A 24237-nucleotide genomic window follows, 5' to 3' on the forward strand; every position below is an offset into this window, starting at 1 on the left:
GGTCAGACGCCCAGCCGCTCCCGCACGCCGTCGACGAGGGTCCGCGCGCCCGACACCGGGGTGAACGCCCGCGCCGCGGACGTCAGGGCCTCGCGCTCGTCCGCGCGCAGCTCGATCTCGCCGGCCGCCGCGTTCGCCTCCACCTGCTCCACGCTCGACGCCCCGGGGATCACCACGACCTGCGGCAGCGACACCAGCCAGGCCAGGGCGATCGTCCCGGGCCGCACGCCGTGGGCGCCGGCGACCTCGCGCAGCACGTCGAGCAGCGGCTGCACGCGGCGCAGGTTCTCCGTGCCGAAGAGCGGGTTGGCCGCCCGCACGCCGCCGGGCCGGTTGTCGGGTCCGTAACGGCCACCGAGCAGCCCCTGCGCCAGCGGGCTGTAGGCGATGACCACGCGCCCCTCGCGCTCGGCGAAGGGCACGAGGTCGTCGAGCGCGGCGGGCTTCGCCAGCGAGAAGTGCACCTGGTTGCTGATGACCGGCCGGCCGAGCGCGGCGTCGGCGGTCCGCCAGCGGTCGAGGGAGTAGTTGGAGACGCCGACGGCGCCGATCCGGCCCTCGTCGAGCAGCGACCGCAGGCCCGTCATGGTGACGGTGTCGGGGACCAGCGGGTTGGGCTGGTGCACCTGGTACAGCGGCAGCCTCTCCAGCCCGAGCCGCCGGGCGCTGCCGGCCAGCCGGTTGCGCACGACGGGCGCGAAGGGCGCGACGGGGAAGAGCTTGGAGGCGACGACGACGTCGCCGCGCCGGTCGCCCAGCGCCTCGCCGAGGATCCGCTCGCTGCGGCCGAAGCCGTACACCTCGGCGGTGTCGAAGAGCGTGACGCCGAGGTCGAGGGCCCGCCGCACGATCTGTCCCGCCGCACCCGAGGCGTAGCCCTCGCCGTAGCCCCACTCGCGGGAGCCGAACTGCCAGGTGCCCAGACCGATGCGGCCGACCGGGCCCAGGCCGTCGACGTCGAGGGTGCGCATGCCGCCACTGTCCCCCGGCACTGCGGCGGCCGCAGGCGGAGCTCAGCCGCGCAGGATCGCCTCGGCGATCGCCAGGCCCTCCCGGGCGCCGAGCTCGGTGGCCCGACAGCAGTGCACCAGCCACGCGGCGACGCCGTCGGGCCCGCCGGAGGCGTAGCCGGCCACCGCGTCGCGGTGGGCCTGGACGCCGAGCTCGAGGAAGCCGACCTCGGGCACCGACACCGCCTTGGGGTCCAGGCCCCGGCCGATGGTGGTGAGCCGGCCGGCCGCGCGGGCGACCACGCCGTCGGCCGTGCCGAAGGGGGCCAGTGCCGCCAGCTCCCCGTGCACCAGCCCGGCGATCAGCACCGCAGGCACCGTCGACGTGCCGGTGACCAGCTGGAACAGCCCGTTCAACCGCGGTCCCGCGTGCGGGGCGGGCCGGCCGAGCGCAGCACGGTCGGCGAGGTCGGCGGCGGCCAGCACGTGCAGGCGGGCGAGCACCTGCCCGGGCGCCCGGGCCCAGGTGTCGACCATCGCGCCCAGCCCGACCGACACCCGCAGCGACCCCTGCACCACCGGGTCCTCGACCGAGCCCGCGCGCAGCTCGGCCAGCGGCACGTCGACCCCGTCGAGGGCCGCCGAGGCGCGGGCGCCGCGCAGCGCGGACTCGGTGCTCACCTCGGCCGACCGGTTGCGCATCAGCCGGTGCGCCAGCAGCCGGTCGATGCCCGCGCGCGCGGCGTCGGCGGCCTCCCGGACGCCGGGCAGGTCGAGCAGCGGGGCCAGCGGGTCGGGGCCGGCGGCGGCCCGGGGGGCGGGGCGGCCGGCGCCGGGACGGACGGGAATGGTCACCACCCGACGGTACGAGCACCGGCGCGGGCGCCCGCCGCCGCCTGCCCTACGCTCGGCGACCACCATGGCGCGCCCGCTCACCCTCCTCCTCGTCCGCCACGGCCAGAGCGAGTGGAACGCCGCCGGGCTCATGCAGGGCCAGACCGCGCACGTGCCGCTCACCGAGCTCGGGCACCGGCAGGCTGCCGGCGCCGCCCGCGAGCTGGCCGCGCTCCGGCCCGGGGCGATGCTGTCGAGCGACCTGCGCCGCGCCGTGCAGACCGCCGAGCACTGCGCCGCCGCCACGGGCCTGTCCTTCACCACCACCCCCGCGCTGCGCGAGCAGGGCTACGGCGTGCTCGAGGGCCGCCCGTCGCGCGAGCTGTGGGACGTCGTCGACTGGACCGACCCGCACTGGTCGGCCGAGGGCGGGGAGAGCCTCGCGCAGCTGCACGCGCGGGTCGGCGGCCTGCTGGCCGGGCTGACGGCGCGCCCGCCGGCCGACGTCGTCGCGCTGGTGACGCACGGCGACACCATCCGGGCCGCGCAGGCGGTGGCGGCGGGATTCGGCCCCGCGGAGATGCCCGCGGTAACGCCGCACAACGGCACGGTGACGCGCCTCGAGCTGCCGGCGGTGCCGGCCGCGTGAGCAGGGTGCTCGTGCTCGGCGGCTCACGGTCGGGCAAGTCCGCGCACGCCGAGTCGCTGGTGGCCGGCCGGGCCGACGTCGTCTACCTGGCCACCTCCGCGCCCGCGCCGGGCGACGAGGAGTGGGCGCGGCGGGTCGCCGAGCACCGGGCCCGCCGCCCGGCCGGCTGGACGACGCTGGAGACGACCGCGCCGAGCGACCTGCTCCGCGGCGGCACGGTGCTCGTCGACAGCGTGACCACCTGGGTGGCCGCCCTCATGGACGAGACCGGCGTGTGGACCGACGAGCCCGGCGCCCTCGACCGGCTGGCCGGGCGGGTCGACGCGCTAGTGAACGCCTGGGCGATGACGCCGGCGCACGTGGTGGCGGTCAGCGACGAGGTGGGCCTCGGGGTGGTGCCCGAGTCACGCGCCGGCCGACTGTTCCGCGACACCCTCGGCGAGGTCAACCAGCGGCTGGCCGGCACCGCCGACGAGGTGTGGTTCGTCGTCGCCGGGCTGCCGCAGCGGCTGCGGTGACCGCGCCGCCGGAGCAGCCGCCGGAGCGGCCCCCGGGCAGCCGGCCGCGGTGGGCCGGCCCGCTGGAGTCCGCCGCGCTGCTCACCGTGCTGCGGGTGCCCGCGGCGGGGACGACGTCGACGCGCGGCGTGCTGCCGTGGGCGCCGCTGGTCGGGCTGGCGCTCGGCGGGGCCGCGGCCGGTGCGGGGGTGCTCGGCGTGCACCTGGTGTCACCGCTCGCCGGGGCCGTGGCGGCGCTCGCCGTGCTCGCCTGGCTCACCCGGGCGCTGCACCTCGACGGCCTGGCCGACACCGCCGACGGGCTCGGCCCGCTGCGCGGCCGGGAGCGGGCGCTCCAGGTGATGCACCAGGGCGACGTCGGCCCGTTCGGCGTGGTGACGCTCGTCCTCGTGCTGCTGCTGCAGGCGGCGGCCGGCGCGGCGCTGCTCGCGGCGGACGGCGGCTGGGTGGCGCTCTGGGCCGCGGTCGTGGTGGCCCGGCTGGCGATGGCCCGCACGGGCCTGCCCGGCGTCGCGACGGCGGAGGGATCGGCGCTGGGCCGGGCGGTCGCCGGCACGGTCTCGGTGCCGTGGTTCGCCGGCTGGGTCGGACTGGTGCTCGCCGGCGCGGCCGGTGCGGGCTGGGCGGCCGGCGGGACCGGGACCGCGGCGGCGCTGGCCGGCGCGACGGGAGCGGGCCTGCTCGCGGCCGAGGCCGTGCGCGCCCGCGCGACGGCCCGCCTCGGCGGGGTCACCGGCGACGTGATGGGGGCGATGGGCGAGGCGGCGGCGACCGTCGTGCTGCTGGTCGCCGCCGCCGGGTGGTGACGTGCTGGAACGGCCCCGCTGCAGGGTCCCGCCGCGAGCGTGCGAGCGGTGGGGGGCAGCGGGGTCCTTCGTCAGCGCCGGCCGGTCAGCGAGCCGAGCAGGCGGCCCAGCCCGCCCGATGCCGCGGTGGTCGGCGTGCCGCGGCCCATCCGGCGGCTCGGGGTGCCCGTCGCCATGCGGGTGCGGCCCATGCCGCGGCCGGAGGCCATGCCCCGGCCGGTGGTCGCGCGGCCCGCGGCGGCGCGGCCCCCGGCGGCTCCGCGACGAGCCGTGGTCTCAGCAGTGCCCAGGAGTCGGTTGAGGATGCCCATGGGCGTCCGGTACCCGGCCGGGACCGCGGACCGCATCGTTCACGAACCGGTACCGCGCGCCGTCACCCTCCGCGACCGGACCGCCTCAGGCCGGCGCGCCCGACTGGGCCGGGGTCTCGCCGCCCTCGAGGTCGCCCTCCGTGTCGAGGTAGGCCTGCCGCAGCCCGGCCAGCAGCTCCGGGTCCGGCTCGGCCCACATACCGCGGTCGACCGCCTCCAGCAGCCGCTCGGCGATCCCGTGCAGCGCCCAGGGGTTGGACCGCTCCATGAACTCGCGGTTCTCCGGGTCGAGCACGTAGGTCTCGGTGAGCTTCTCGTACATCCAGTCGGCCACCACGCCGGTCGTGGCGTCGTAGCCGAACAGGTAGTCGACGGTCGCGGCCAGCTCGAAGGCGCCCTTGTAGCCGTGCCGGCGCATCGCCGACAGCCACTTCGGGTTGACCACCCGCGCCCGGAACACCCGCGAGGTCTCCTCGGTCAGCGACCGGGTGCGCACCTGCTCGGGCCGGGTCGAGTCGCCGATGTAGGCCGCCGGCGCGCGCCCGGTCAGCGCGCGGACGGTGGCCACCATCCCGCCGTGGTACTGGAAGTAGTCGTCGGAGTCGGCGATGTCGTGCTCGCGGGTGTCGACGTTCTTCGCCGCCACCGCGATCCGCCGGTACGCCGCCTCCATGTCCGGCCGCGCCTGCACGCCGTCGAGGTCGCGGCCGTAGGCGTAGCCGCCCCACACCGCGTAGACCTCGGCGAGGTCGGCGTCGCCGCGCCAGTCGCGGGAGTCGATGAGCGAGAGCAGCCCCGCCCCGTAGGCGCCGGGCTTGGAGCCGAACACCCGCGCGGTGGCCCGCCGCCGGTCGCCGTGCCCGGCGACGTCGGCGTCCACGTGGGCCTTCACGTAGTTCTCGTCGTCGGACTCCGAGCAGAGCCCCGCCACGAGCGTCACGGCGTCGTCGAGCATGGTCACCACGTGCGGGAAGGCGTCCCGGAAGAAGCCCGAGATGCGCACGGTGACGTCGATCCGCGGCCGGCCGAGCTCGGACAGCGGCACCGCCTCCAACGACGTCACCCGCCGCGAGGCGTCGTCCCACACCGGGCGGACGCCCAGCAGCGCCAGCACCTCGGCGACGTCGTCGCCGGAGGTCCGCATCGCCGAGGTCCCCCACACCGACAGCCCGACCGAGCGCGGCCACTCCCCCGTGTCGGCGCGGTAGCGCTCGAGCAGCGAGTCGGCCATCGCCTGGCCCGTCTCCCACGCCAGCCGCGAGGGCACCGCGCGCGGGTCGACCGAGTAGAAGTTCCGCCCGGTCGGGAGCACGTTGACCAGCCCGCGCAGCGGCGAGCCCGACGGCCCGGCCGGCACGTACCCGCCGTCGAGGGCGTGCAGCGTGGCGTCGAGCTCGTCGGTGGTCCGCTCCAGCCGCGGCACCACCTCGTCGACGGCGAACCGCAGCACCGCCGCGACGCCCTCGTCCTCGCGCCCGAGCACCTCGCGCACCACCGGGCCGACGGCGCCGATCGTCCAGCCGGCGTCCTCCATGCCCGCGACGAGCGCCTCGGCCTGCGCCTCCACGGCGTCGGTGGCCGCGCGTCCGGCGGTGCCGTCCTCGGTCAGCCCCAGCGTCTCGCGCAGCCCGGGCAGCGCCACCGCGCCGCCCCAGATCTGCCGCGCCCGCAGCATCGCCAGCACCAGGTCCACCCGGTCGGAGCCCGACGGCGGGACGCCGAGGACGTGCAGGCCGTCGCGGATCTGCGAGTCCTTGATCTCGCAGAGCCAGCCGTCGACGTGCAGGATCATCTCGTCGAAGTGGTCGTCCTCCGGCCGCTCGGCCAGCCCCAGGTCGTGGTCGAGCCTGGCGGCCTGCAGCAGCGTCCAGATCTGCGCTCGGACGGCGGGCAGCTTCGCCGGGTCCATCGCCGCCACGTTGGCGTGCTCGTCGAGCAGTTGCTCCAGCCGGGCGATGTCGCCGTAGGAGTCGGCGCGGGCCATCGGCGGCACCATGTGGTCCACCAGCGTGGCGTGCGCGCGGCGCTTGGCCTGCGAACCCTCGCCCGGGTCGTTGACCAGGAACGGGTAGACCAGCGGCAGGTCGCCGATCGCGGCGTCGGGCCCGCAGGAGGCCGACAGCCCGACCGTCTTGCCCGGCAGCCACTCCATGTTGCCGTGCTTGCCGACGTGGACCAGCGCGTGCGCGCCGAACTCCGACCGCAGCCACCAGTAGGCGGCCAGGTAGTGGTGCGAGGGCGGCAGGTCGGGGTCGTGGTAGATCGCGATCGGGTTCTCGCCGAAGCCGCGCGGCGGCTGCACCATCACGACGACGTTGCCGGCGCGCAGCGCCGCGAAGACGATGTCGCCGCCGTCCACGAACAGCGAGCCGGGCGCCTCGCCCCAGTGCTCGACCATCGCGTCGCGGAGGTCCTGCGGCAGCGTGTCGAAGAAGCGCCGGTACTCCGCGGCCGGGATGCGCACCGGGTTGCCCGACAGCTGCTCCTCGGTCAGCCAGTCGGCGTCCTGCCCGCCCGCGGCGATCAGGGCGTGGAACAGCGCGTCGCCGTCCAGGTCGGCGACGCCGGGCAGCGCGCCGGGCCCGTCGAACGGGCCGATGTCGTAGCCCTGCCCCTGCATGGCGGCCAGCAGCCGCACCACCGACGCCGGGGTGTCCAGACCGACGGCGTTGCCGATCCGCGCGTGCTTGGTCGGGTAGGCCGACAGCATCAGCACGACCCGGCGCTCGGCCGGCGGCGTGTGCCGCAGCCGGGCGTGCGCCACCGCGGTGCCGGCCACCCGCGCCGCCCGCTCGGGGTCGGCGACGTAGTGCGTCAGGCCGTCGGCGTCGGTCTCCTTGAAGGAGAACGGCACGCTGATCAGCCGGCCGTCGAACTCGGGGATGGCGACCTGGTTGCCGACGTCGAGCGGCGAGAGGCCGTCGTCGTCGGCCAGCCACTCCGCGCGCGGGCGGGTGAGGCACAGCCCCTGGACGACGGGCACGTCGAGCGCGGCGAGCTGGCCGACGTCCCAGGCGCCGTCGTCGCCGCCGGCCTGCGCGGTGGCCGGGCGGGAGCCGCCGGCGGCGAGCACCGTGACGACGAGCGCGTCGGCGGTGCGCAGCACGTCGAGCAGGTCGGCCGGGACGCTGCGCAGCGAGCTGACGAACACCGGCAGCGCCTGCCCGCCGGCGTCCTCGACCGCGGAGCACAGCGCCTCGACGAACGCGGTGTTCCCGGCCAGGTGGTGGGCCCGGTAGTAGAGGACGGCGATCCGCGGGCCGTCCCCGCGGCGCGCCGGCCGCTCGAGCACGCCCCAGTCCGGCGCCACCGACGGCGGCTCGAAGCCCTCGCCGGTGAGCAGCACGGTGTCGGAGAGGAACCGGTGCAGCTGCACGAGGTTGTCCGGCCCGCCCTGCGCCAGGTAGCCGTGCGCCTCGGTGGCCACGCCCATCGGGACGGTGGACAGCTCCATCAGCTCGGCGTCGGGCACCTGCTCCCCGCCGAGGACGACGACCGGCGCGGGCCCGGCGAGCAGGGGCGCGAGCATCTCCTCGTACTGCCGCCGCACGCCGAGGATCCGGACGACGACGAGCTCCGCCCCCTCGGTCAGCACCGCGATCCCGTCGGCGCCGAGCCGGACGGGGTTGCCCAGCCGCCAGTCGGCGCCACTGGCGCGGGCGGAGAGCAGGTCGGTGTCGCTGGTGGAGAGCAGGACGAACACGCCGCTTCCTCACTCGGGGTCCGCGCCCCGGGTCGTCGGGCACGGCAGCCGGAGTGTCTGGCTCCCCCGGTCGCCCGGGGTCACAGTGGCGGGACCGCGCCGGGTTTCCACCGGCTTCCTGCACGCACTGCCGTGATCAGGCGACGGTACCGCCCGGCCGCCGGGCGCCCGGCACTTCCAGCCGGGCACGTCTAGCGGAGCCGGGTCAGCACCGCCGCCCGCAGCCGCAGGTACTGGTCGGCCGCGTAGCCGGGCAGCCCGGGGGGCCGGGCGACGACGCGTGGCGCCTGCACCGTCTCGGTGGGTGCGAACTGCTCGAGCGTGAGGTCGACCTCCCGGCCGTCGGGCAGCCGGTTCCACCAGTGCACGCCCTGCCGGGAGCCGTCGGGGTGCAGCACCTCGGCCAGCAGCAGGTCCCCGCCGAACAGGTGGTGCAGCAGCAGGGCGGTGGGGCCGCACTGCCCGCGCGCGGGGTCGCCCGGCGTCCAGTCGGCCACGTCGGCCGGGTCGCAGGTCTCCCGGCACCAGGCGGCGCGGACGGCGGCGGTCACCTCGTCGAGCGTGGGCACGGGCGGCACCCTGCCAGCCGGGGACGACGCGGGGACGACGCGCTCAGCGCAGCAGCAGGCGCTCGACCGCGCCGGGCAGCCAGTCGGCGTAGCGCTGCGGCGGCCAGCCACAGCCGCGGATCAGCCGGGACTGCGTCGCCGGGGAGAAGACCGACCAGAAGACGTCGACGGCGGACTCCAGGTCGAGGTCGTCGCGCAGGTCGTCGGCGAACGCCCGCACGAGCACGGTCATGTCGGCGCGGCGGCGCCGCTCGTACTCGGCGTAGGGCCCGGCGACCTCCGGGTCGGCGGCGGCCGCCGCGGCGAAGGCGTCCTGCATCGCGAGCGTGCCGGCCGCGCTCTGCGACGCCAGCCGGTGCAGGGCGGCGAGCCGGCCGGCCCGGTCGGGCGCGGCGAGCAGGTCGGCGAAGGGCCCGAGCTCGCGGACGGCGCGCTCCTCGTCGGAGCCGACCAGCGCCCGGTCGACGCAGGCGAGCAGCAGCGCGGCCTTCCCGCCCTGGGCGAAGACCGTGGGCACCGAGACGCCGGCCGCCTCGGCGACCTCCCGCATGGTCGTGGCCGCGTAGCCCCGTTCGAGGAAGCAGCGGGTGGCCGCCTCCAGCACCTGGACGCGCGTGCGCCGGGCCTGCTCCTGGCGCAGATCGGAGCGGTAGATCCTCTTGCTCTCCGTCACCGGTCCACCATACCGTGCCGCTGTTCATCTGACCGGCACTCAACCGAAAGGACCACCGGTGACCACCACCACGCACCCCGTGCAGATCCGCCTCGAGGGCCAGGCCGCCGCCCCCGACGGCCCCATCGACCTCGTGGGCATGTTCGTCATGCACCGCGGCTTCCGGCGCGACCTCGAGGCGTTCGCCGCCGTCGTCCCCGCCGTCCCGGTGGCCGACCGGGCCCGCTGGCGCCGGCTGTCCCGCCGCTTCGCCCGGTTCGCGCGCTACCTGCACGCCCACCACTCCGGCGAGGACGCCGGACTGTGGCCGCTGCTCGCCGAGCGCGGCGCCGACCCGGCCGTCCTCGACGCGCTGGAGGCCGAGCACGCGGGCATCGACCCGGCGCTGGCCGCCGTCGCCGCGGGCCTGCGGGAGCTGGCCGCCGGCCGCGGGGACGCCGCCACCCGCGCGGAGCTGGCCGCGCAGGCCGTGGCGCTGCGGGACGGGCTGGCCGCCCACCTCGCCCACGAGGAGAGCGACGGCATGGAGCAGGTGCAGCGGCACCTCACGCCGGAGGACTGGGAGCGGCTCGAGCGCGAGGTGTTCTCGAAGGAGTACCGCCCGCACGAGATGCTCGGCGCGCTGGGCTGGACGGTGTCGGCCATCCCCGACGACGTCGTCGGCCGCCTGCCCGTGCCGCACCCGGCGATGCTCGCCGTCGCCCGGTTCCTCGGCCGCCGCGCCGCCCGCGCCGACGCCCGCGCGTTCGGGACCGCCCGGTGACCGCTCCCCTCTCCCGCGCCGACCGGGCGGCCACCGTGCTGTCCCGCCACGTCGCCGCGCTGCACACCGCGCTGCTGCGCCGCACCGGCGGGCGGCTGGGCAACCGGTTCCGCGGCGGCGACGTCGTCCTGGTGACCTGCCGCGGCCGGGTGTCGGGGCAGCCGCGCTCGACGCCGCTGCTGCACGTGCGCGACGGGGCGGACGTCGTCGTCGCCGCGTCCAACGGCGGCATCGACGCCGAGCCCCAGTGGTGGCGCAACCTGCGGGCCGACCCGCGCGGGGAGGTCGAGGTCCGCGGCCGGCGGTGGGCGGTCACCGCGAGCGAGGTCGACGACGCCGACCGGCCCCGGCTGTGGGCGGCCCTGAGCGCCCGCTTCGACGGGTACGACGGCTACCAGGCGAGGGTGTCGCGCCGGATCGCCGTGGTGCGGCTGTCCCCCGCGGACTGAGCGGTCAGGCGGGCACCGGCTGCCCGAACTGGGTGCGGTACAGCTCGGCGTAGCGGCCGCCGAGGGCGAGCAGCTCCTCGTGCCGGCCGCGCTCGACCACCCGGCCGTGCTCGAGCACGAGGATCTGGTCGGCGGCGCGGACGGTGGACAGGCGGTGGGCGATGACGATCGCCGTCCGCCCGTCCAGCGCCTCGTCGAGCGCCTCCTGGACGGCGGCCTCGCTGGTGGCGTCGAGGTGCGCGGTGGCCTCGTCGAGCAGCACCACCCGCGGGCGGGCGAGCAGCAGCCGGGCGATGGTCAGCCGCTGCCGCTCGCCGCCGGAGAAGCGGTAGCCGCGCTCGCCGACGACGGTGTCCAGGCCCTCGGGCAGCGCCCGCACCAGGTCCCCGAGCCGCGCCCGGTCGAGCGCGTCGAGGAGCTCCGCGTCGGTCGCGCCGGGGGCGGCGAGCCGCAGGTTGTCCCGCAGCGACTCGTGGAACAGGTGGCCGTCCTGGGTGACCAGGCCGATGGTGGCGCGGATCGAGTCGGCGGTCAGGTCGCGCACGTCGACCCCGCCGAGCCGCACGGCGCCGGCGTCGACGTCGTAGAGGCGCGGCAGCAGTGCGGCGATCGTGGACTTGCCGGCGCCGGAGGAGCCGACGATCGCCAGCACCTCGCCCGGCCGCACGGTGAACGAGACGTCGTGCAGCACGTCGGTCCCGCCGCGGCCGTCGAGCCGGGCGACGTCCTCCAGCGAGGCCAGCGAGACGCGGTCGGCGGCCGGGTAGGCGAAGGTGACGCCGTCGAACTCCACCGCGACCGGCCCGTCGGGGACGGCGACGGCGCCGGGCCGCTCGCGCACCAGCGGGACCAGGTCGAGGACCTCGAAGACCCGCTCGAAGCTCACCAGCGCCGAGGCGACGTCGACCCGCGCGCTCGCCAGGGCGGTCAGCGGCGCGTAGAGCCGGGTGAGCAGCAGGGCCAGCGCGACGACGGCGCCCGGGTCGAGGTCGCCGCGCAGCGCCGAGGCGCCCCCGACGCCGTAGACCAGGGCGAGCGCCAGCGCCGACACCAGCGTCAGCGCGCTGATGAACGCCCACTGCACCATCGCCGTCCGGACGCCGACGTCGCGCACCGCCCGCGCCCGCGCGGCGAACCGCGCCGACTCCGCCGAGGGACGGCCGTAGAGCTTGACCAGCGTGGCGCCGGGCGCGGAGAAGCGCTCCGTCGTCTGGCCGGTCATCGCCGCGTTGGCCTCGGCGGCCACCCGTCGCAGGTCGGCCAGCTGCGCGCCGATCCGGCGCGCGGGCAGCAGGAACACCGGCAGCAGGAGCAGCGCCAGGACCGTCACCTGCCACGACAGCGTGAGCATGGCGACGAGCGCGAGCAGCAGCGTGACGGTGTTGCTGACGATCCCGGACAGGGTGTCGCTGAAGGCGCGCTGGGCCCCGAGGACGTCGTTGTCGAGCCGGGACACCAGCGCGCCGGTGCGCGTGCGGGTGAAGAAGGCCACCGGCATCCGCTGCACGTGGTCGAACACGGCGGTGCGCAGGTCGAGGATCAGCCCCTCGCCGAGCGTGGCCGACAGCCACCGGCCGAGCAGGCCCAGCGCCGTCCCCGCCAGGGCGAGGACGGCGATGAGCAGGGCCAGCCGGACGACGGTGCCGGTCTCGCCGCCGTCGACGATCGCGTCGACCACCCGCCCGGCCAGCAGCGGCGTGGCGACGGCGAGCACCGCCTCGACGACGCCGACGGCCACGTAGGCGGTGATCCGCGCGCGGTGCGGGCGGGCGTGGGTCAGCACCCGCCGCAGCGTCGCCCGGCTGATCGCCCGCCGGTCGGACCGCGCGTGGGAGGCCCGCGAGAGCGCCGACCACGCCGTCATCTCCATGCTCACGCGGCGACGCTAGGACCTCAGGTCGACTTCAGGTCAACCTCTCTCCCGGGTCCAGCAAGGACGGTCGGCCGCCGGTCCGGCGAGAACGGTCAGGCGGCGCCCAGGGCGTCGGCCATGCGGTGGTGCGGCACGGCCTCGTCGCCGCGGCTCTGGCGCTCGAGCGTGCGGGCCAGCGCGCGGCGGGCCCACCCGTTGGCAGGCGCCAGCGCGACGAGCCGGCGCAGCGCGTCCTCGGAGCGCTGCAGCTGCGCCGAGCCGAAGTAGCTGCGCGCCAGGAGCTCCAGCGCCGCCTCGTTGCCCGGCTCGGCCGCCACGAGCGGCTCGAGGATCCGCGCGGCCTCGACCGGCTGCCCCATGGAGAAGAACAGGTCGGCGCGCAGGTAGTCGGAGTGCAGGTCGGTCTCGAACGGCTGGGTCACGCCCGCGGAACGGCGCGGGGCCCTCCGGTCTTCCCGCGGTGCTCCCGGCGGCGACACGCCCGGCGGACAAACGGACGAGGAAGGACGGAACCAACTGCATCCGGACACCACCGAGTTGGGAACAACCGGTGTCAGCAGACCTCCGTCCCGAGGGAGCACGACCATGGCCCTGTCGCTGCACCGCCACCGGACCGCCGACCGCGCACCGGCGGCCACCCGCCCGCAGACCCCACCGCGCGAGCCGGGGGGAGCGGGGAACCGCGTCCTCGTGGTCCACCGCACCGGCGCGTTCGTCGTCGCCGGGGTCATCGCCCTGTTCGGCGTCCTCGGGCTCGCCAACGGCCTGGACTTCTTCTCCACCGACGGCGAGCGCGTCCTGGGGCTGTCCTCCAACGGCCTGCTGTCGACGATCTCGCTGGTCACCGCCGCGGTGCTGGTCTTCTCCGCCTTCCGCAGCCCGCGCACCGCCTCCACGGTGATGATCGTCATCGGCGCGCTGTTCCTGGTGTCGGCGCTGGCGAACCTGGCCGTGCTCAACACCGAGCTGAACTTCCTGGCGTTCGGCCTGAGCAACGTCGGCTTCTCCGTCGTCGCGGGCCTCGTGCTGCTGTTCGTGGGCACCTACGGCCGGGTCAGCGGCCACCTGCCCCCCGACAGCCCCTACGCCCGCGAGCGCGACGACGAGGTGCCGCCGGTCTCGGCCGACGAGTACCCCTCGACGCCGGCCGAGTTCGCCGCCGAGCGGGCCATGCGCGAGGCCGAGGTCGCCGTCGTCCAGCACGTGGCCTCCTCCGAGCAGCGCCGCCGCGTCGACGCGATGAGCAAGGTGCAGACCCGCAAGGAGCGCCGCGAGGTCTGGATGTCCTTCGACCGCGCCCGCCGCGACGCCTGATCCCGCGAGGCCTGATCCCGCGAGGCCCGATCCCGCGGGGACCGGCACGATCCCCGCGTGACGGTCCCCCTCTCCGCCTGGCCCACCCCGCTGCACCCGGCGCCGCGGCTGTCCGCGGCGCTGGGTCTCGCGCCCGGCGACCTCGTCGTCAAGCGCGACGACCTGACCGACCTCGGCGGCGGCAACAAGGTGCGCAAGCTCGAGCACCTCGCCGCCGAGGCGGTCGCCGCCGGCGCGACCGTCCTGGTCACCTCGGGCGGCGTCCAGAGCAACCACGCCCGGATGACCGCCGCGGCCGCGGCGAGGCTCGGCCTGCGCGCCGTGCTGGTGCTGGGCGGTGAGCCGTCGGCGCAGCGCCCGGGCAACCTCGCTCTCGACGCCGCGCTCGGCGCCCGCGTCGTCCTGGTGCCGGACCCGGCCGCCGTCGAGGAGCGGGTCGCGGCGGTGGCCGCGGAGCTGCGGGCCGTCTGCGAGGTGCCCGCCGTCCTGCCGCTCGGGGGCTCGTCGGCCACCGGCGCCCGCGGCTACCTCGCCTGCGCCGCCGAGCTCGAGGAGTAGGCGCCCGGCGCCCGGCACGTGGTGGTGGCCGTCGGGTCGGGCGGCACGATGGCCGGCCTGGTCGCCGGGCTCGGCGCCGACCGGGTGCTCGGCGTGGACACCGGCGCCGTGCCCGACCCCGCCGAGCGGGTGGCCGGCCTGGTGACGGCGATCGGCGGGTCCGCGGAGGGGCTGCGGCTGCGCCGGGACCAGGTGGGCGACGGCTACGGCGCCCGCACCGACGCCGCCGTCACGGCGCTGCGCACCGCCGCCCGCACCGAGGGCCTGCTGCTCGACCCCGTCTACACCGCCAAGGCGCTGGCCGGGCTCGCCGCTGCGGTGGCCGACGACTCGATCCGCCCCGGGGAGCGCACGGTGTTCGTGCACACCGGCGGGCTGCCGGGGCTGTTCGGGCACCCGGTCGCCGCCGAGCTGGCCGGTGGGGTGGTCCCGCCGTCGTAGCCTCGCTGGCGCGATGTCCACCCCCACGACGACCCCCCGCGCCCGCGCCGACGCCTGCCCCGGCGCCCTCCAGACGCATACGGCGGCCGACGGCGAGCTCGCCCGCGTGCGCGTCCCCGGCGGCCTGCTGACCGCGGCGCAGCTGCGCGCCCTGGCCGCCGCCGCCCGCGACCTGGGCACCGGCGCGCTGGAGATGACCAGCCGCGGCAACCTGCAGCTGCGCGGCCTGGCGCCGGCCGGCGTCCCCCGGCTGGGCGAGGCCCTCGCCGCCGCGGGCCTGCTGCCGAGCGAGACGCACGAGCGGGTGCGCAACGTGCTGGCCAGCGTGCTCACCGGGCGCGCCGGCGGGCTGCTCGACGCCCGGCCGTGGGTGGCCGCCCTCGACGAGGGGCTGCGCGCCGACCCCGCCCTCGCCGCGCTGCCCGGCCGGTACCTCGCCACCCTCGACGACGGCCGCGGCGACGTCAGCGGCCTGGGTGGCGACGTCGGCCTGCTGGCGCTGCCCGGCGGCGACGTCGCCCTTCTGCTCGACGGCGCCGACAGCGGCCTGCGCGCCGGCCCGGACGACGCCGTCGGCCTGCTGCTCGACGCCACCCGCGCGTTCCTCGCCGAGCGCGCGGCGCAGGGCGGCACCGCGTGGCGGCTGGCCGAGCTCGACGACGGCCCGGCGCGGGTGGCCGCGCGGCTGCCCGGGCCGCGGGTCGCGCCGGCCGCCGTCCCCGCCGCGCCGGAGAGCGGGCCGGTCGGCGCGGAGACCCAGCCCGACGGGCGCACCGCGCTGGTCGGCGCGGTGCCGCTGGGCCTGCTGTCGGCGGCGCAGGCGGAGCTGCTCTCGTCGCTGACCGGCGAGGTGCAGCTGACGCCGTGGCGCAGCGTCGTCGTCCCCGACCTCGCGGAGGACCGGGTGGACGACGCCGCCGTCGACCTGTTCCGCACCGGGATGGTCTTCGACGCCGAGAGCCCGTGGGCGCGGGTGACCGCCTGCGCCGGCCGGCCCGGCTGCGCGCGGTCGCTGGCCGACGTGCGCGCCGACGCCGCGGCCGCGGTCGCCGCCGGGACGGTGCCCGGCGACGTCCGCGTGCACTGGGCGGGCTGCGAGCGGCGCTGCGGCCGCCCGCGCGGCGAGGTGCTCGACGTCGTCGCGACCCCGGAGGGATACCGCGTCGGCTGAGGGCCGACAGCGCTCCGCAGGCCCCCTCTCAGTCCTCGTCCGGATCGGGGTAGCGGGCGCCCGCCGGGACCTCCGCGCCCTCGGGCACCTCGACGCGGCGCCCGACGAGCGTGATGTCGCCGTCGCCGCCGACCGTGGCGCCGCGGCCCACCACGACGCCGTCGTCGACCACCGACCGCGTCACCGTGGCACCCGCGCGCACCCGCGCGCCGGGCAGCAGCACCGAGTCGACGACGGTCGCGCCGGCCTCCACCACCACGCCCGGCGAGAGCACCGAGCCGCGCACGTCGCCCGAGACCCGGGTGCCGCCGGACAGCAGGCTGTTCTCCAGCTGGCCGTCGGCGAGCACGCGCGCGGCGCTGTGCCGCCCGCCGCGGGTGTGGACCGGCCAGCGCGGGGCGTCGAGGTCGAGCGGCGGCTCGTCGGACAGGAACTCCTGGTGGGCCGACCAGTACGAGTCCACCGTGCCGACGTCGCGCCAGTAGCCGCCCAGCGGGTACGCCCGCGCGCCGCCGTCGCGGGTCTGCGCGGGCAGCAGGTGGGTGCCGAGGTCCTCCAGCCCCTCCTCGCCGACCTCCGACTGCAGCTGCTCGAGCCGGTCGAGCGTGGGCCCGGGGTCGAAGACGAAGACCTCGTTGGTGGCGGTGGTGGTGGCCGGCTCGTCGGGCTTGTAGGCGTAGCCGGTCACGCGCTCGCCGTCGACCTCGACGATCCCGTAGCGCGGGGCGTCGTCGGCCTCGACCTCGGTGGTCACCATCGTCACCTCGGCTCCGGACTGCAGGTGGGTCTCGGCGACCTCGCGGTAGTCCAGCCGGTAGACGGCGTCGGCGCTGACGACGACGAGCGCCTCGGGCGCGAACTGGCGGACCAGGTCGGCCTGCCGCCACAGCGAGTTCGCCGTCCCGGTGTTCCAGCCGCCGCGCTCGGTGCCCTGGAACGGCGGGAGGGTCATGAGCCCGCCGGTGGTGCGGTCGAGGTCCCAGGGCCGGCCGTTGGCGAGGTGGTCGGCCAGCGAGGCCGGGTGCTGCTGGATGGACACCCACACGTCGGGGATGCCGGAGTGCTCGCAGTTGCTGAGCGGGAAGTCGATGAGCCGGTAGACCCCGGCGAACGGGACGGCGGGCTTGGCGCGGTGCTCGGTGAGCAGCTGCAGCCGGCCGCCGGCGCCACCGGCGAGGACGAGGACGAGCAGGCGGGGGAGGGCCATGCGCCCGCGCTACCCGTTCCGGCCGGGACGTAGCCTCCTGCCCGATGTACGAGTACGAGAAGGACGGCGCCGAGATCTACCGGCAGTCGTTCGCGACCATCCGCGCCGAGGCCGACCTCGCCGGCCTGCCCGAGGACCTCGCCCGGGTGGTCGTGCGCATGATCCACGCCTGCGGCCAGGTCGACCTCGTGGCCGACGTGCTCGCCAGCGACGGCGTGGTGGCCGGCGCCCGCGCGGCGCTCGACGCCGGCGCGCCGGTGCTGTGCGACGCGCAGATGGTGGCCTCCGGCGTCACCCGTCGCCGGCTGCCGAAGGACAACGACGTCGTCTGCACGCTGAACGACCCGCGGGTCCCGGCGCTGGCGGCCGACCTCGGCACCACCCGCACCGCGGCCGCGCTGGAGCTGTGGCGCGACCGGCTCGACGGCGCCGTCGTGGCCATCGGCAACGCCCCCACCGCCCTGTTCCACCTGCTCGAGATGGTCGCCGCGGGCGCGCCCCGCCCGGCCGCCGTGCTCGGCGTCCCGGTCGGCTTCATCGGCGCGGCGGAGTCCAAGGAGGCGCTGGCCGCCTCCGACCTGCCCTTCCTCGTCGTCCGCGGCCGGCGCGGCGGCAGCGCCATGACCGCCGCGGCGGTCAACGCGATCGCGAGCGACGTCGAGTGAGCGGGCGCCTGTACGGCGTCGGGCTCGGCCCCGGCGACCCGGAGCTGGTCACCGTCAAGGCGGCCCGGCTGATCGGCGCGGCCGACGTCGTCGCGTTCCACGCCGCCCGGCACGGCCGCTCGGTGGCCCGCTCGCTCGCCGAGCCGTACCTGCGCGCGGGCCAGGTCGAGGAGCTGCTGGTCTACCCGGTGACCACCGAGGGCACCGACCACCCCGGCGGTTACCAGGGCGCGATCGACGAGTTCTACGAGGCCGCCGCCGCCCGGCTGGCCGCGCACCTCGACGCCGGCCGCGACGTCGTCGTGCTCGCCGAGGGCGACCCGTTCTTCTACGGGTCCTACATGCACATGCACAAGCGGCTCGCGCACCGGTACCCGACCGAGGTGGTGCCCGGCGTGACCAGCGTCAGCGGCGCCGCCGCCGTCGTCGGGCGGCCGCTGGTCGAGCGCGACGAGGTGCTCACCGTGCTGCCCGGCACGCTGCCCGCCGACGAGCTGGCCGAGTGGCTGGCCACCACCGACTCCGCCGCGGTGATGAAGCTCGGCCGCACGTTCGGCCAGGTCCGCGAGGCGTTCGAGGCCGCGGGCGTGCTCGACCGGGCGCTCTACGTGGAGCGGGCCACCACCGACCGGCAGCGCACCCTGCCGCTGGCCGACGTCGACCCGGAGACGGTCCCCTACTTCTCCCTGGCCCTGCTGCCCTCGCCGCTCACCGGGCCGGGCAACGCCCCCGCCCGGGTGGACGAGGAGGCCGTCCGCGCCGGCGAGGTCGTCGTGGTGGGCCTGGGCCCGGGCGCGCGCGGGTGGACGACGCCGGAGGCCGCCGACGCGGTGGCCGCGGCCGACGACCTGGTCGGCTACGGCCCCTACCTGGACCGCGTGCCGGCCAACCCGCGGCAGGTGCGGCACGCCAGCGACAACCGGGTGGAGGCGCAGCGGGCCGCGCACGCGCTCGAGCTGGCCCGTGCCGGCCGCCGGGTGGCGGTGGTCTCCAGCGGCGACCCGGGGGTGTTCGCGATGGCCGCCGCGGTGCTGGAGGTGGCTTCGCAGCCCGAGCACGCCGGCGTCCGCGTGCGCGTGCTGCCCGGCCTGACCGCCGCGCAGGCGGTGGCCTCGCGCGTGGGGGCGCCGCTGGGCCACGACTTCGCCGTCATCAGCCTCTCGGACGTCCTCAAGCCCCTCGACGTCGTCCTCGACCGGCTGCGCGCGGCCGCCGCGGCCGACCTGGTGATCGCGGTCTACAACCCGCGGTCGAAGGCGCGCCCCGACCAGCTCGGCAAGGCCCGCGAGACGCTGCTCGAGGTGCGCGACCCGGAGACCGTGGTGGTCGTCGGCCGCGACGTCGGCGGGCCGGAGGAGCGGGTCACCGTGACGACGCTCGGCGAGCTCGACCCGGAGACGGTCGACATGCGCTGCCTGGTGATCGTCGGGTCGTCGCAGACGCGGGTGACACCGTCCGGGCAGGTCTTCACCTCGCGCCGCTACCCCGGCTGACGGGAATGCCGGGCGGGTCGATGGCCTTGGCAACCGTCGTGCCCCGACTCCCCCGCTCCGCCGCCTTCTGGTCGGTGGCCGGGCTGCTCGTGGTGGTGCTGGCCGCCTCGGGCGTCCCGTCACCGCTGTACCGGGTCTACCAGGAGGAGTTCGGCTTCGGCGCCGGGCTGCTGACGCTGGTGTTCGGCATCTACGCGTTCGCGCTGCTGGGCGCGCTGCTCGTCGTCGGCAGCCTCTCCGACCACGTGGGACGGCGGCCGGTGCTCGCCGCCGGGCTGCTGCTGCAGGCCGTCGCGATGGCGGTGTTCCTCGCCGCCGACGGCGTGGGGTGGCTGCTGGTGGCGCGCACGCTGCAGGGGCTGTCCACCGGGGCGCTGACCGGCGCGCTCGGCGCGACCCTGCTGGACCTGCAGCGGCCCTCGGCGCGGCCGCTGGGCGCCCTGCTCAACAGCGTCTCCCCCGGCCTCGGGCTGGCGCTGGGCGCGATGGGCGCGGGGCTCGCCATCGAGGGCCTGGCCGAGCCGACGCCGTGGGTGTTCGGGGTGCTGACCGTGGTCTTCCTGCTCGGCGCGGGCCTGGCCCGGCTGCTGCCGGAGACCTCGCCGCGGGTGCCCGGCGCGCTGGCCTCGCTGCGGCCGCGCGTGGAGGTGCCGCGCCCGCAGCGCCGGGCCTTCGCGGTCGCGGTGCCCTGCCTGGTGGCGCTGTGGGCGATGGGCGGGCTGGTGCTCTCCCTCGGCCCGTCGCTGACCGCCGGCGTCTTCGGCGCGAGCGGCCACCTCGCCGGCAGCCTGCTCATCCTCTGCATGCAGGGCGCGGCCGCGGTCGGCGGCGTGCTGGCCCGCGACCTCGCGCCGCGCCGGGCGATGGGCGGGGGCTGCCTGGTGTTCGCCGTCGCGGTCGGCGGCCTGCTCGTCGCGCTGGCCACCGGCGCGCTGTGGCTGTTCTTCGTCGCGTCGGGCCTCGCCGGCCTCGGCTTCGGCGCCGCGTTCCTCGGTGCGGTGGCCACGGTGACCGCGGGCGTCGCGCCCGGTTCCCGCGCGGGCCTGCTGTCGAGCGTCTTCGTCGTCGGCTACCTGGCCTTCAGCATCCCGGCGATCGTCGCGGGGATCGTGTCCGGCTCGGTGGGCCTGCGGGCGACCGCGGAGGTCTACGGCGCCGTCGTCATCGTGCTGGCGCTGGGCGCCGCGTTCGGGCTGCGGATCTCGCACCGCCGCGCGCCCGCCGCGACCCCCGCCGACGAGCCGTCGGAGCCGCTGGCCGCCTGACGCCGGGGCGACGGTGTGCGCGGACGTGCAGTCCCGTGCACGAGAGGTGCACGTCCGCGCACGCTGTCAGCGCCCCGGGTAGGGCTGCGCCTTCAGCGCCCGCGCCAGGTGGGCGGCGTTCTCCGCGAGCGTCCTCGTCGTCGACGCGACCGCCTCGGGGGTCTCCTCGAGGTCGTTGTAGTCGCGGCTGCCCATCGCCTCGTCGTTCCAGTAGACGGCGCCCTGGGCCGGGATCGTGAAGCCGATGTCGTTGAGGCCCTGGAACAGGTCCGCGGTGATCTTGTGGGCGCCATCCTCGTTGCCCACCACGCACGCCACCGCGACCTTGCCGGTGACCAGCGGCCGGCCCGAGTCGTCGGTCTCCGACAGCTCGCCGTCGAGGCGCTCGAGCACCCGCTGGGCGACGCTGCTCATGTGGCCGACCCAGGTCGGCGTCGAGACCACCAGGACGTCGGCGGCCATCATCCGCTCGCGGATGGCGGGCCAGGCGTCGCCCTCCCCCATGTCCACCTCCACGCCGGGCTTCACGTCGTGGTCGACGACCCGGACGACGTCGGAGGTGAAGCCGTGCTCCCCGAGCGCGTCGAGGACCTGGCGGGCCATGAGCTCGCTGGACGACGGGGCGGGGGACGGCTTGAGGCTGCAGATCAGGGCCAGGGCACGGGGGGACGCGGACTCGGTCATGCTCCCCACCTGCCCAGACGCGGGCAGGTGTCACACATCAGGATCGTGCGCGACCGACCGCGGCGCAGAACCGCTCGTGCTCGGCGCGGGTCTCGGCCAGCGGTGCCAGCACCTCTTCGTCGGCCACTTCGGCCACCCGGGCGGTGAGCCGGCGCCGTGCCGTGCGCGCCCGCCTGCGGGCACCCGCGGCCACCAGCGGCCGGCACACCAGCGCCAGCAGCAGCCCGGCGAGCAGGCCGAGACCCAGCAGCAGCGTGGGCAGCGGGATGCCCTGCACCCGGGGCAGCGGGACGACGTCGTCGAGTTGCAGCAGCCCCAGGACGACGAGGCCGACCAGCCAGAGCGCGCCGGCCAGCGCGACGAGCGCGAGCAGCCACTGCAGGCCGCCCACCCCGCGCTGCCACAGCGGCACCCGGTCGGAACCGAGGTCCGTGCCGGCGACGGCGCGGTCGAGCCGGTCGGGCAGCCGCCCGCCGGTGTCGTCGGAGGTGCGGCGCAGCTCGTCGCGCCAGGCCGGGGGCAGCCCGCGGCCGGCGTCGTCGCGGGCCTGCCGGAGGGCGGCGTCCATGCCGGCCCGCTGCACCGCGCCGGCCTGCGGCAGCGACGTCCGGGCCCGCTCGTCGCCGAGGTGCAGCCGGTCGAGCGGGTCGGCGCGCAGCTTGCGGGTCCACCGCAGCAGCGGCCAGCCGGTGTGCGCGGTCCCGCTGCGCCGGGCCGACCGCTCGACGGCGGCCACCACGGCCGGCACGCCCGCGGCGTCGGCCAGCGCGCCCGTGAGTTCCTCGCGGGCCGCCCGGCCCGGCCCGCGGTCGCGCCCGGCGTCGGGGGTGCAGTGCGCGGCGAGCGCGCCCGCGGCCGCCCGCGCGTCGGCGGTGAGGCGGTCGGTGGCCGCCTTCCGCGCCGACACCCGGCGGGCGAGCTCCGCGCGCAGTTGGGGCAGCCCCAGGCCGCTCGGCGCGGCCGTGGGGAGCACCGGCACCCCGGCGAGGCCCTCCTCGTCGAGCAGCCGGCGCAGGTCGGCCAGGCAGGCGGCCGCGGCCGCCTCGTCGAGCCGGTCGACCTGGTTGAGCACCACCAGCAGCACGCCGGAGTGCCCGGCCAGCGGCGCGAGGTAGCGGGTGTGCACGGCGTCGTCGGCGTACTTCTGCGGGTCGAGCACCCACACGAGGACGTCGACGAGCTGCACCAGCCGGTCGACCTCCAGGCGGTTCTCCAGCCGCACGCTGTCGTGGTCGGGCAGGTCGAGCAGCACCATGCCGTCCAGCGCCGGGTCGGGGTCGGCCACGCGGTGCCGCCGCGGGACCTCCAGCCAGTCGAGCAGCCGGTCCGCGCCGTGCGCGTCGGAGGAGGGCTCCCCCCACACGCTGGCGTGCGCGACGCCGGTGGTCGGCCGCCGCACGCCCGGGGTGCTCACCTGCGCCCCGGACAGCGCGTTGAACAGCGTGGACTTGCCGCTGCCGGTGGCCCCGGCCAGGGCGACGACGGTGGCGTCGCCCAGCGCCTCGCGGGCCCCGGCCTTCGCCAGCAGTGCCCGCGCGGTGCCCACCTCCGGCACCTCCAGCCGCCCCTCGGCGACCTCGACCGCCTCGCGCAGCGCCGCCAGCCGGTCGGGCAGCGCCAGCTCGCGCGCCCTCACGCCGTCCTCCGCGCGGCGGCCAGCGCGGCGACGGCGGCGCGCAGCCGCTCTGCCGCGTCCGGGGCGCCGGACACCGGCGCCAGCAGCTCGTCGAAGCGGTCCTGCTCGCCGCGCAGCAGCCGGTCGGCGCGGGCGTCGAGGTCCTCGCGGGCGCGGGCGGCCAGCTCCCGCACCGCGGCGTCGCCGAACACCGCCTCGAGCACCCGCTGCCCGACCGCCGTCGTCCCGCCGGCGATGGCCAGCTCGGCGCCCGACAGCCCCGCCGTCGAGGCGAAGACGGCGACCATGACCACCGCGCCGGCGCCGTTGATCCCCCAGGACAGCAGCCGCGCCTGCGAGCGCTTGCCCGCGCCCTGCTCCCGAACCAGCTCCAGCACGTACCCCTGCCAGTCGCGGACCTCCTCGGCGGCGGCCGGCGCGAGGTCCGGCGAGGCCGACCCCAGCGCCTCCTCGTGGCCGGCCACCAGCGCCCCGCCGCCGGGCAGCGAACGCCACGCGGTGACGGTGCGCTCGGCGGCCCGGTCGGCCTCCGCCCGCAGCAGCGTCTCGACGCCGGACTCCAGCGCGCCCGACAGCGAGTCCGCCGTCGACGGCCGGCCGGTGAGCGCGGCGCCCAGCCGGTCGCGCAGCCGGCCCACCCGGTTCTGCAGCGAGCGCATCCACTCGCCGGTGCCCACGAAGTCCTGCCAGCGGGCCAGCACCTCGCCGCGCAGCAGGCTGCCGTTGCCCACACCCTCCCCCACCGCGTCGCGCGCGCCGTCGTAGGCGGCGTCGGCGGCGTCGGCCAGCGCCGCGGCGGCCCCGGCCTGCTCGTCGACGCCGGCGGCGACCGCGGCCACCCGCCCGTCGAGGCTCTCCAGGGCGCCGGCCAGCGTCTGCCGGACGACGGCGGCGCGCTGCTCCTGGTCGGCGGCCAGCCCGCGCAGCCAGTCGCGCAGCGGCGCCACCTGGTCCTCGGGCAGGAACCCGTCGCGTAGCGGCCGCTCCTCCACCACGAACAGCCGCGCCGTCCCGAGCCCGCCGCGCTGCAGCATCCCGGCGAGGTCGGCGGCCACCTCGGTCACCGCCTCCGGCGGCGTGCGGTCCAGGACGACGGCCAGCGCGGTGCCCCGCTCCTGCGCCGTGCGCAGCAGGTCCCACGGGACGGCGTCGGCGTAGCGGGCCGCCGTCGTCACGAACACCCACAGGTCGGCGGCGGACAGCAGCTGGCCGGCGAGGTCGCGGTTGGCCTCCACCACCGAGTCGACGTCGGGCGCGTCGATGAGCGCCAGCCCGGCGGGCAGCGCGTCGCTCGGCACCAGCCGGATCCCGCCGCTGACGTCGCCCTCGCCGGTGGTGCGCGGCAGCCCGGGCAGCACGCGGTCGCCGGAGAACGCCGCGACGTCGGCCGGTGAGCAGACCAGCACGGGGGCGCGGGTGGTCGGGCGCAGCACGCCGGGGACGGTCACCCGGGCGCCGAGCACGCTGTTGACCAGCGTGGACTTGCCCGCGCCGGTGGACCCGCCGACGACGGCGAGCAGTGGCGCGTCGAGGTCGCGCAGCCGCGGCAGCAGGTAGTCGTCGACCTGGTCGACCACCGCCCGCGCCGTGCGCGCCGTCGTCTCCCGGCCCGGCGTGGCCAGCTCCAGGGGCGCGGCGGCGACCGCGTCGCGCACCTCCTGGAGCGCGTCGGTCAGCAGTACGGGTCCGGTCACGTCCGATACGT

22 protein-coding genes, 1 pseudogene and 1 riboswitch are annotated in these 24237 nt (G+C 77.3%); of the genes and pseudogenes, 11 read left to right on the plus strand and 12 right to left on the minus strand.

The window, feature by feature from the left end; translation table 11 throughout:
• Window positions 1-2 precede the first annotated feature (2 nt).
• Window positions 3-971: an aldo/keto reductase gene (locus WA616_RS12450; RefSeq protein ID WP_336030226.1), complete on the minus strand. Its 969-nt coding sequence runs from the start codon at window positions 969-971 to the stop codon at window positions 3-5.
• 42 nt (window positions 972-1013) lie between these two features.
• Window positions 1014-1805 (minus strand): oxidoreductase, encoded by a 792-nt coding sequence (locus WA616_RS12455; protein WP_336030227.1) that lies wholly within the window; start codon window positions 1803-1805, stop codon window positions 1014-1016.
• 64 nt (window positions 1806-1869) lie between these two features.
• Here WA616_RS12455 and WA616_RS12460 point away from each other — a divergent pair, with 64 nt between their 5' ends.
• From WA616_RS12460 to WA616_RS12470, 3 genes are read left to right on the plus strand one after another with little or no spacing between them, the layout of a single operon-like run.
• Window positions 1870-2433, plus strand: a complete 564-nt coding sequence (locus tag WA616_RS12460; RefSeq protein WP_336030228.1) for a histidine phosphatase family protein — start codon at window positions 1870-1872, stop codon at window positions 2431-2433.
• Entirely contained in the window at window positions 2430-2951 is a 522-nt protein-coding gene (cobU, locus tag WA616_RS12465) for a bifunctional adenosylcobinamide kinase/adenosylcobinamide-phosphate guanylyltransferase (protein ID WP_336030230.1), read from the plus strand. Before WA616_RS12460 ends, cobU begins: the two co-directional genes overlap by 4 nt.
• Window positions 2948-3757: an adenosylcobinamide-GDP ribazoletransferase gene (locus tag WA616_RS12470; protein WP_336030232.1), complete on the plus strand. Its 810-nt coding sequence runs from the start codon at window positions 2948-2950 to the stop codon at window positions 3755-3757. Before cobU ends, WA616_RS12470 begins: the two co-directional genes overlap by 4 nt.
• A gap of 71 nt (window positions 3758-3828) precedes the next feature.
• Here the strand turns inward: WA616_RS12470 and WA616_RS12475 are convergent, their stop codons facing one another.
• From WA616_RS12475 to WA616_RS12490, 4 genes are all read right to left on the minus strand, one after another.
• The gene (locus WA616_RS12475) at window positions 3829-4068 is read right to left on the minus strand and encodes a hypothetical protein (RefSeq protein WP_336030234.1); all 240 of its coding nucleotides are present in this window, start codon (window positions 4066-4068) and stop codon (window positions 3829-3831) included.
• A gap of 85 nt (window positions 4069-4153) precedes the next feature.
• Window positions 4154-7771 (minus strand): cobaltochelatase subunit CobN, encoded by a 3618-nt coding sequence (gene cobN / locus WA616_RS12480; protein WP_336030236.1) that lies wholly within the window; start codon window positions 7769-7771, stop codon window positions 4154-4156.
• A 52-nt stretch (window positions 7772-7823) separates the two neighbouring features.
• A riboswitch (cobalamin riboswitch) is annotated at window positions 7824-7891 on the minus strand.
• A gap of 71 nt (window positions 7892-7962) precedes the next feature.
• Window positions 7963-8340, minus strand: a complete 378-nt coding sequence (locus tag WA616_RS12485) for a YunG family protein (protein ID WP_336030238.1) — start codon at window positions 8338-8340, stop codon at window positions 7963-7965.
• A 43-nt stretch (window positions 8341-8383) separates the two neighbouring features.
• The gene (locus WA616_RS12490; RefSeq protein WP_336030240.1) at window positions 8384-9013 is read right to left on the minus strand and encodes a TetR/AcrR family transcriptional regulator; all 630 of its coding nucleotides are present in this window, start codon (window positions 9011-9013) and stop codon (window positions 8384-8386) included.
• Between the two features lie 58 nt (window positions 9014-9071).
• On the opposite strand from WA616_RS12490, the gene WA616_RS12495 reads away from it, so the two are divergent.
• Both WA616_RS12495 and WA616_RS12500 read left to right on the plus strand, forming a co-directional pair.
• Window positions 9072-9776, plus strand: coding sequence for a hemerythrin domain-containing protein (locus WA616_RS12495; RefSeq protein WP_336030241.1), 705 nt, complete (start codon window positions 9072-9074; stop codon window positions 9774-9776).
• Window positions 9773-10225 carry a nitroreductase family deazaflavin-dependent oxidoreductase gene (locus WA616_RS12500; RefSeq protein WP_336030242.1) on the plus strand — a complete coding sequence of 151 codons (453 nt, stop codon included), beginning with the start codon at window positions 9773-9775 and terminating at the stop codon, window positions 10223-10225. The genes WA616_RS12495 and WA616_RS12500 overlap by 4 nt, the downstream gene beginning before the upstream one ends.
• A 4-nt stretch (window positions 10226-10229) precedes the next feature.
• Here the strand turns inward: WA616_RS12500 and WA616_RS12505 are convergent, their stop codons facing one another.
• Complete coding sequence (locus tag WA616_RS12505) at window positions 10230-12095, minus strand: ABC transporter ATP-binding protein (RefSeq protein WP_336030490.1); 1866 nt, start codon at window positions 12093-12095, stop codon at window positions 10230-10232.
• A gap of 95 nt (window positions 12096-12190) precedes the next feature.
• Complete coding sequence (locus WA616_RS12510) at window positions 12191-12520, minus strand: tetratricopeptide repeat protein (protein WP_336030243.1); 330 nt, start codon at window positions 12518-12520, stop codon at window positions 12191-12193.
• Window positions 12521-12683: 163 nt separating this feature from the next.
• On the opposite strand from WA616_RS12510, the gene WA616_RS12515 reads away from it, so the two are divergent.
• The 3 genes and pseudogenes from WA616_RS12515 to cobG all read left to right on the plus strand — a co-directional run bounded on the left by WA616_RS12515 (window position 12684) and on the right by cobG (window position 15582).
• Window positions 12684-13412, plus strand: a complete 729-nt coding sequence (locus WA616_RS12515; protein WP_336030245.1) for a DUF4383 domain-containing protein — start codon at window positions 12684-12686, stop codon at window positions 13410-13412.
• 57 nt (window positions 13413-13469) lie between these two features.
• A pseudogene (locus WA616_RS12520) lies at window positions 13470-14411 on the plus strand (pyridoxal-phosphate dependent enzyme).
• 13 nt (window positions 14412-14424) lie between these two features.
• Window positions 14425-15582, plus strand: coding sequence for a precorrin-3B synthase (gene cobG / locus WA616_RS12525; RefSeq protein ID WP_336030247.1), 1158 nt, complete (start codon window positions 14425-14427; stop codon window positions 15580-15582).
• Between the two features lie 28 nt (window positions 15583-15610).
• Here the strand turns inward: cobG and WA616_RS12530 are convergent, their stop codons facing one another.
• The gene (locus WA616_RS12530) at window positions 15611-16789 is read right to left on the minus strand and encodes a glucose-1-phosphate adenylyltransferase family protein (RefSeq protein WP_336030249.1); all 1179 of its coding nucleotides are present in this window, start codon (window positions 16787-16789) and stop codon (window positions 15611-15613) included.
• 44 nt (window positions 16790-16833) lie between these two features.
• On the opposite strand from WA616_RS12530, the gene WA616_RS12535 reads away from it, so the two are divergent.
• Genes WA616_RS12535 through WA616_RS12545 form a run of 3 tightly spaced genes read left to right on the plus strand, consistent with a single transcriptional unit; the run spans window position 16834 to window position 20212 of the window.
• Window positions 16834-17454, plus strand: a complete 621-nt coding sequence (locus tag WA616_RS12535; protein ID WP_073418277.1) for a precorrin-8X methylmutase — start codon at window positions 16834-16836, stop codon at window positions 17452-17454.
• Window positions 17451-18947, plus strand: a complete 1497-nt coding sequence (locus WA616_RS12540; protein WP_336030251.1) for a precorrin-2 C(20)-methyltransferase — start codon at window positions 17451-17453, stop codon at window positions 18945-18947. The genes WA616_RS12535 and WA616_RS12540 overlap by 4 nt, the downstream gene beginning before the upstream one ends.
• A 38-nt stretch (window positions 18948-18985) precedes the next feature.
• Entirely contained in the window at window positions 18986-20212 is a 1227-nt protein-coding gene (locus tag WA616_RS12545) for an MFS transporter (protein ID WP_336030253.1), read from the plus strand.
• Between the two features lie 66 nt (window positions 20213-20278).
• Here WA616_RS12545 and WA616_RS12550 read toward each other — a convergent pair whose 3' ends face one another.
• The 3 genes from WA616_RS12550 to WA616_RS12560 are packed head-to-tail and all read right to left on the minus strand — an operon-like array spanning window position 20279 to window position 24226.
• A complete protein-coding gene (locus WA616_RS12550) occupies window positions 20279-20896 on the minus strand; it encodes a flavodoxin family protein (protein ID WP_336030256.1) in 618 nt (205 codons plus the stop codon).
• Between the two features lie 37 nt (window positions 20897-20933).
• Window positions 20934-22532 (minus strand): GTPase, encoded by a 1599-nt coding sequence (locus WA616_RS12555; RefSeq protein WP_336030258.1) that lies wholly within the window; start codon window positions 22530-22532, stop codon window positions 20934-20936.
• Window positions 22529-24226, minus strand: coding sequence for an ABC transporter (locus WA616_RS12560; RefSeq protein WP_336030260.1), 1698 nt, complete (start codon window positions 24224-24226; stop codon window positions 22529-22531). Before WA616_RS12560 ends, WA616_RS12555 begins: the two co-directional genes overlap by 4 nt.
• Window positions 24227-24237 lie beyond the last annotated feature (11 nt).

The organism is Geodermatophilus sp. FMUSA9-8, assembly GCF_037034165.1.
GTDB lineage: Bacteria > Actinomycetota > Actinomycetes > Mycobacteriales > Geodermatophilaceae > Geodermatophilus > Geodermatophilus nigrescens.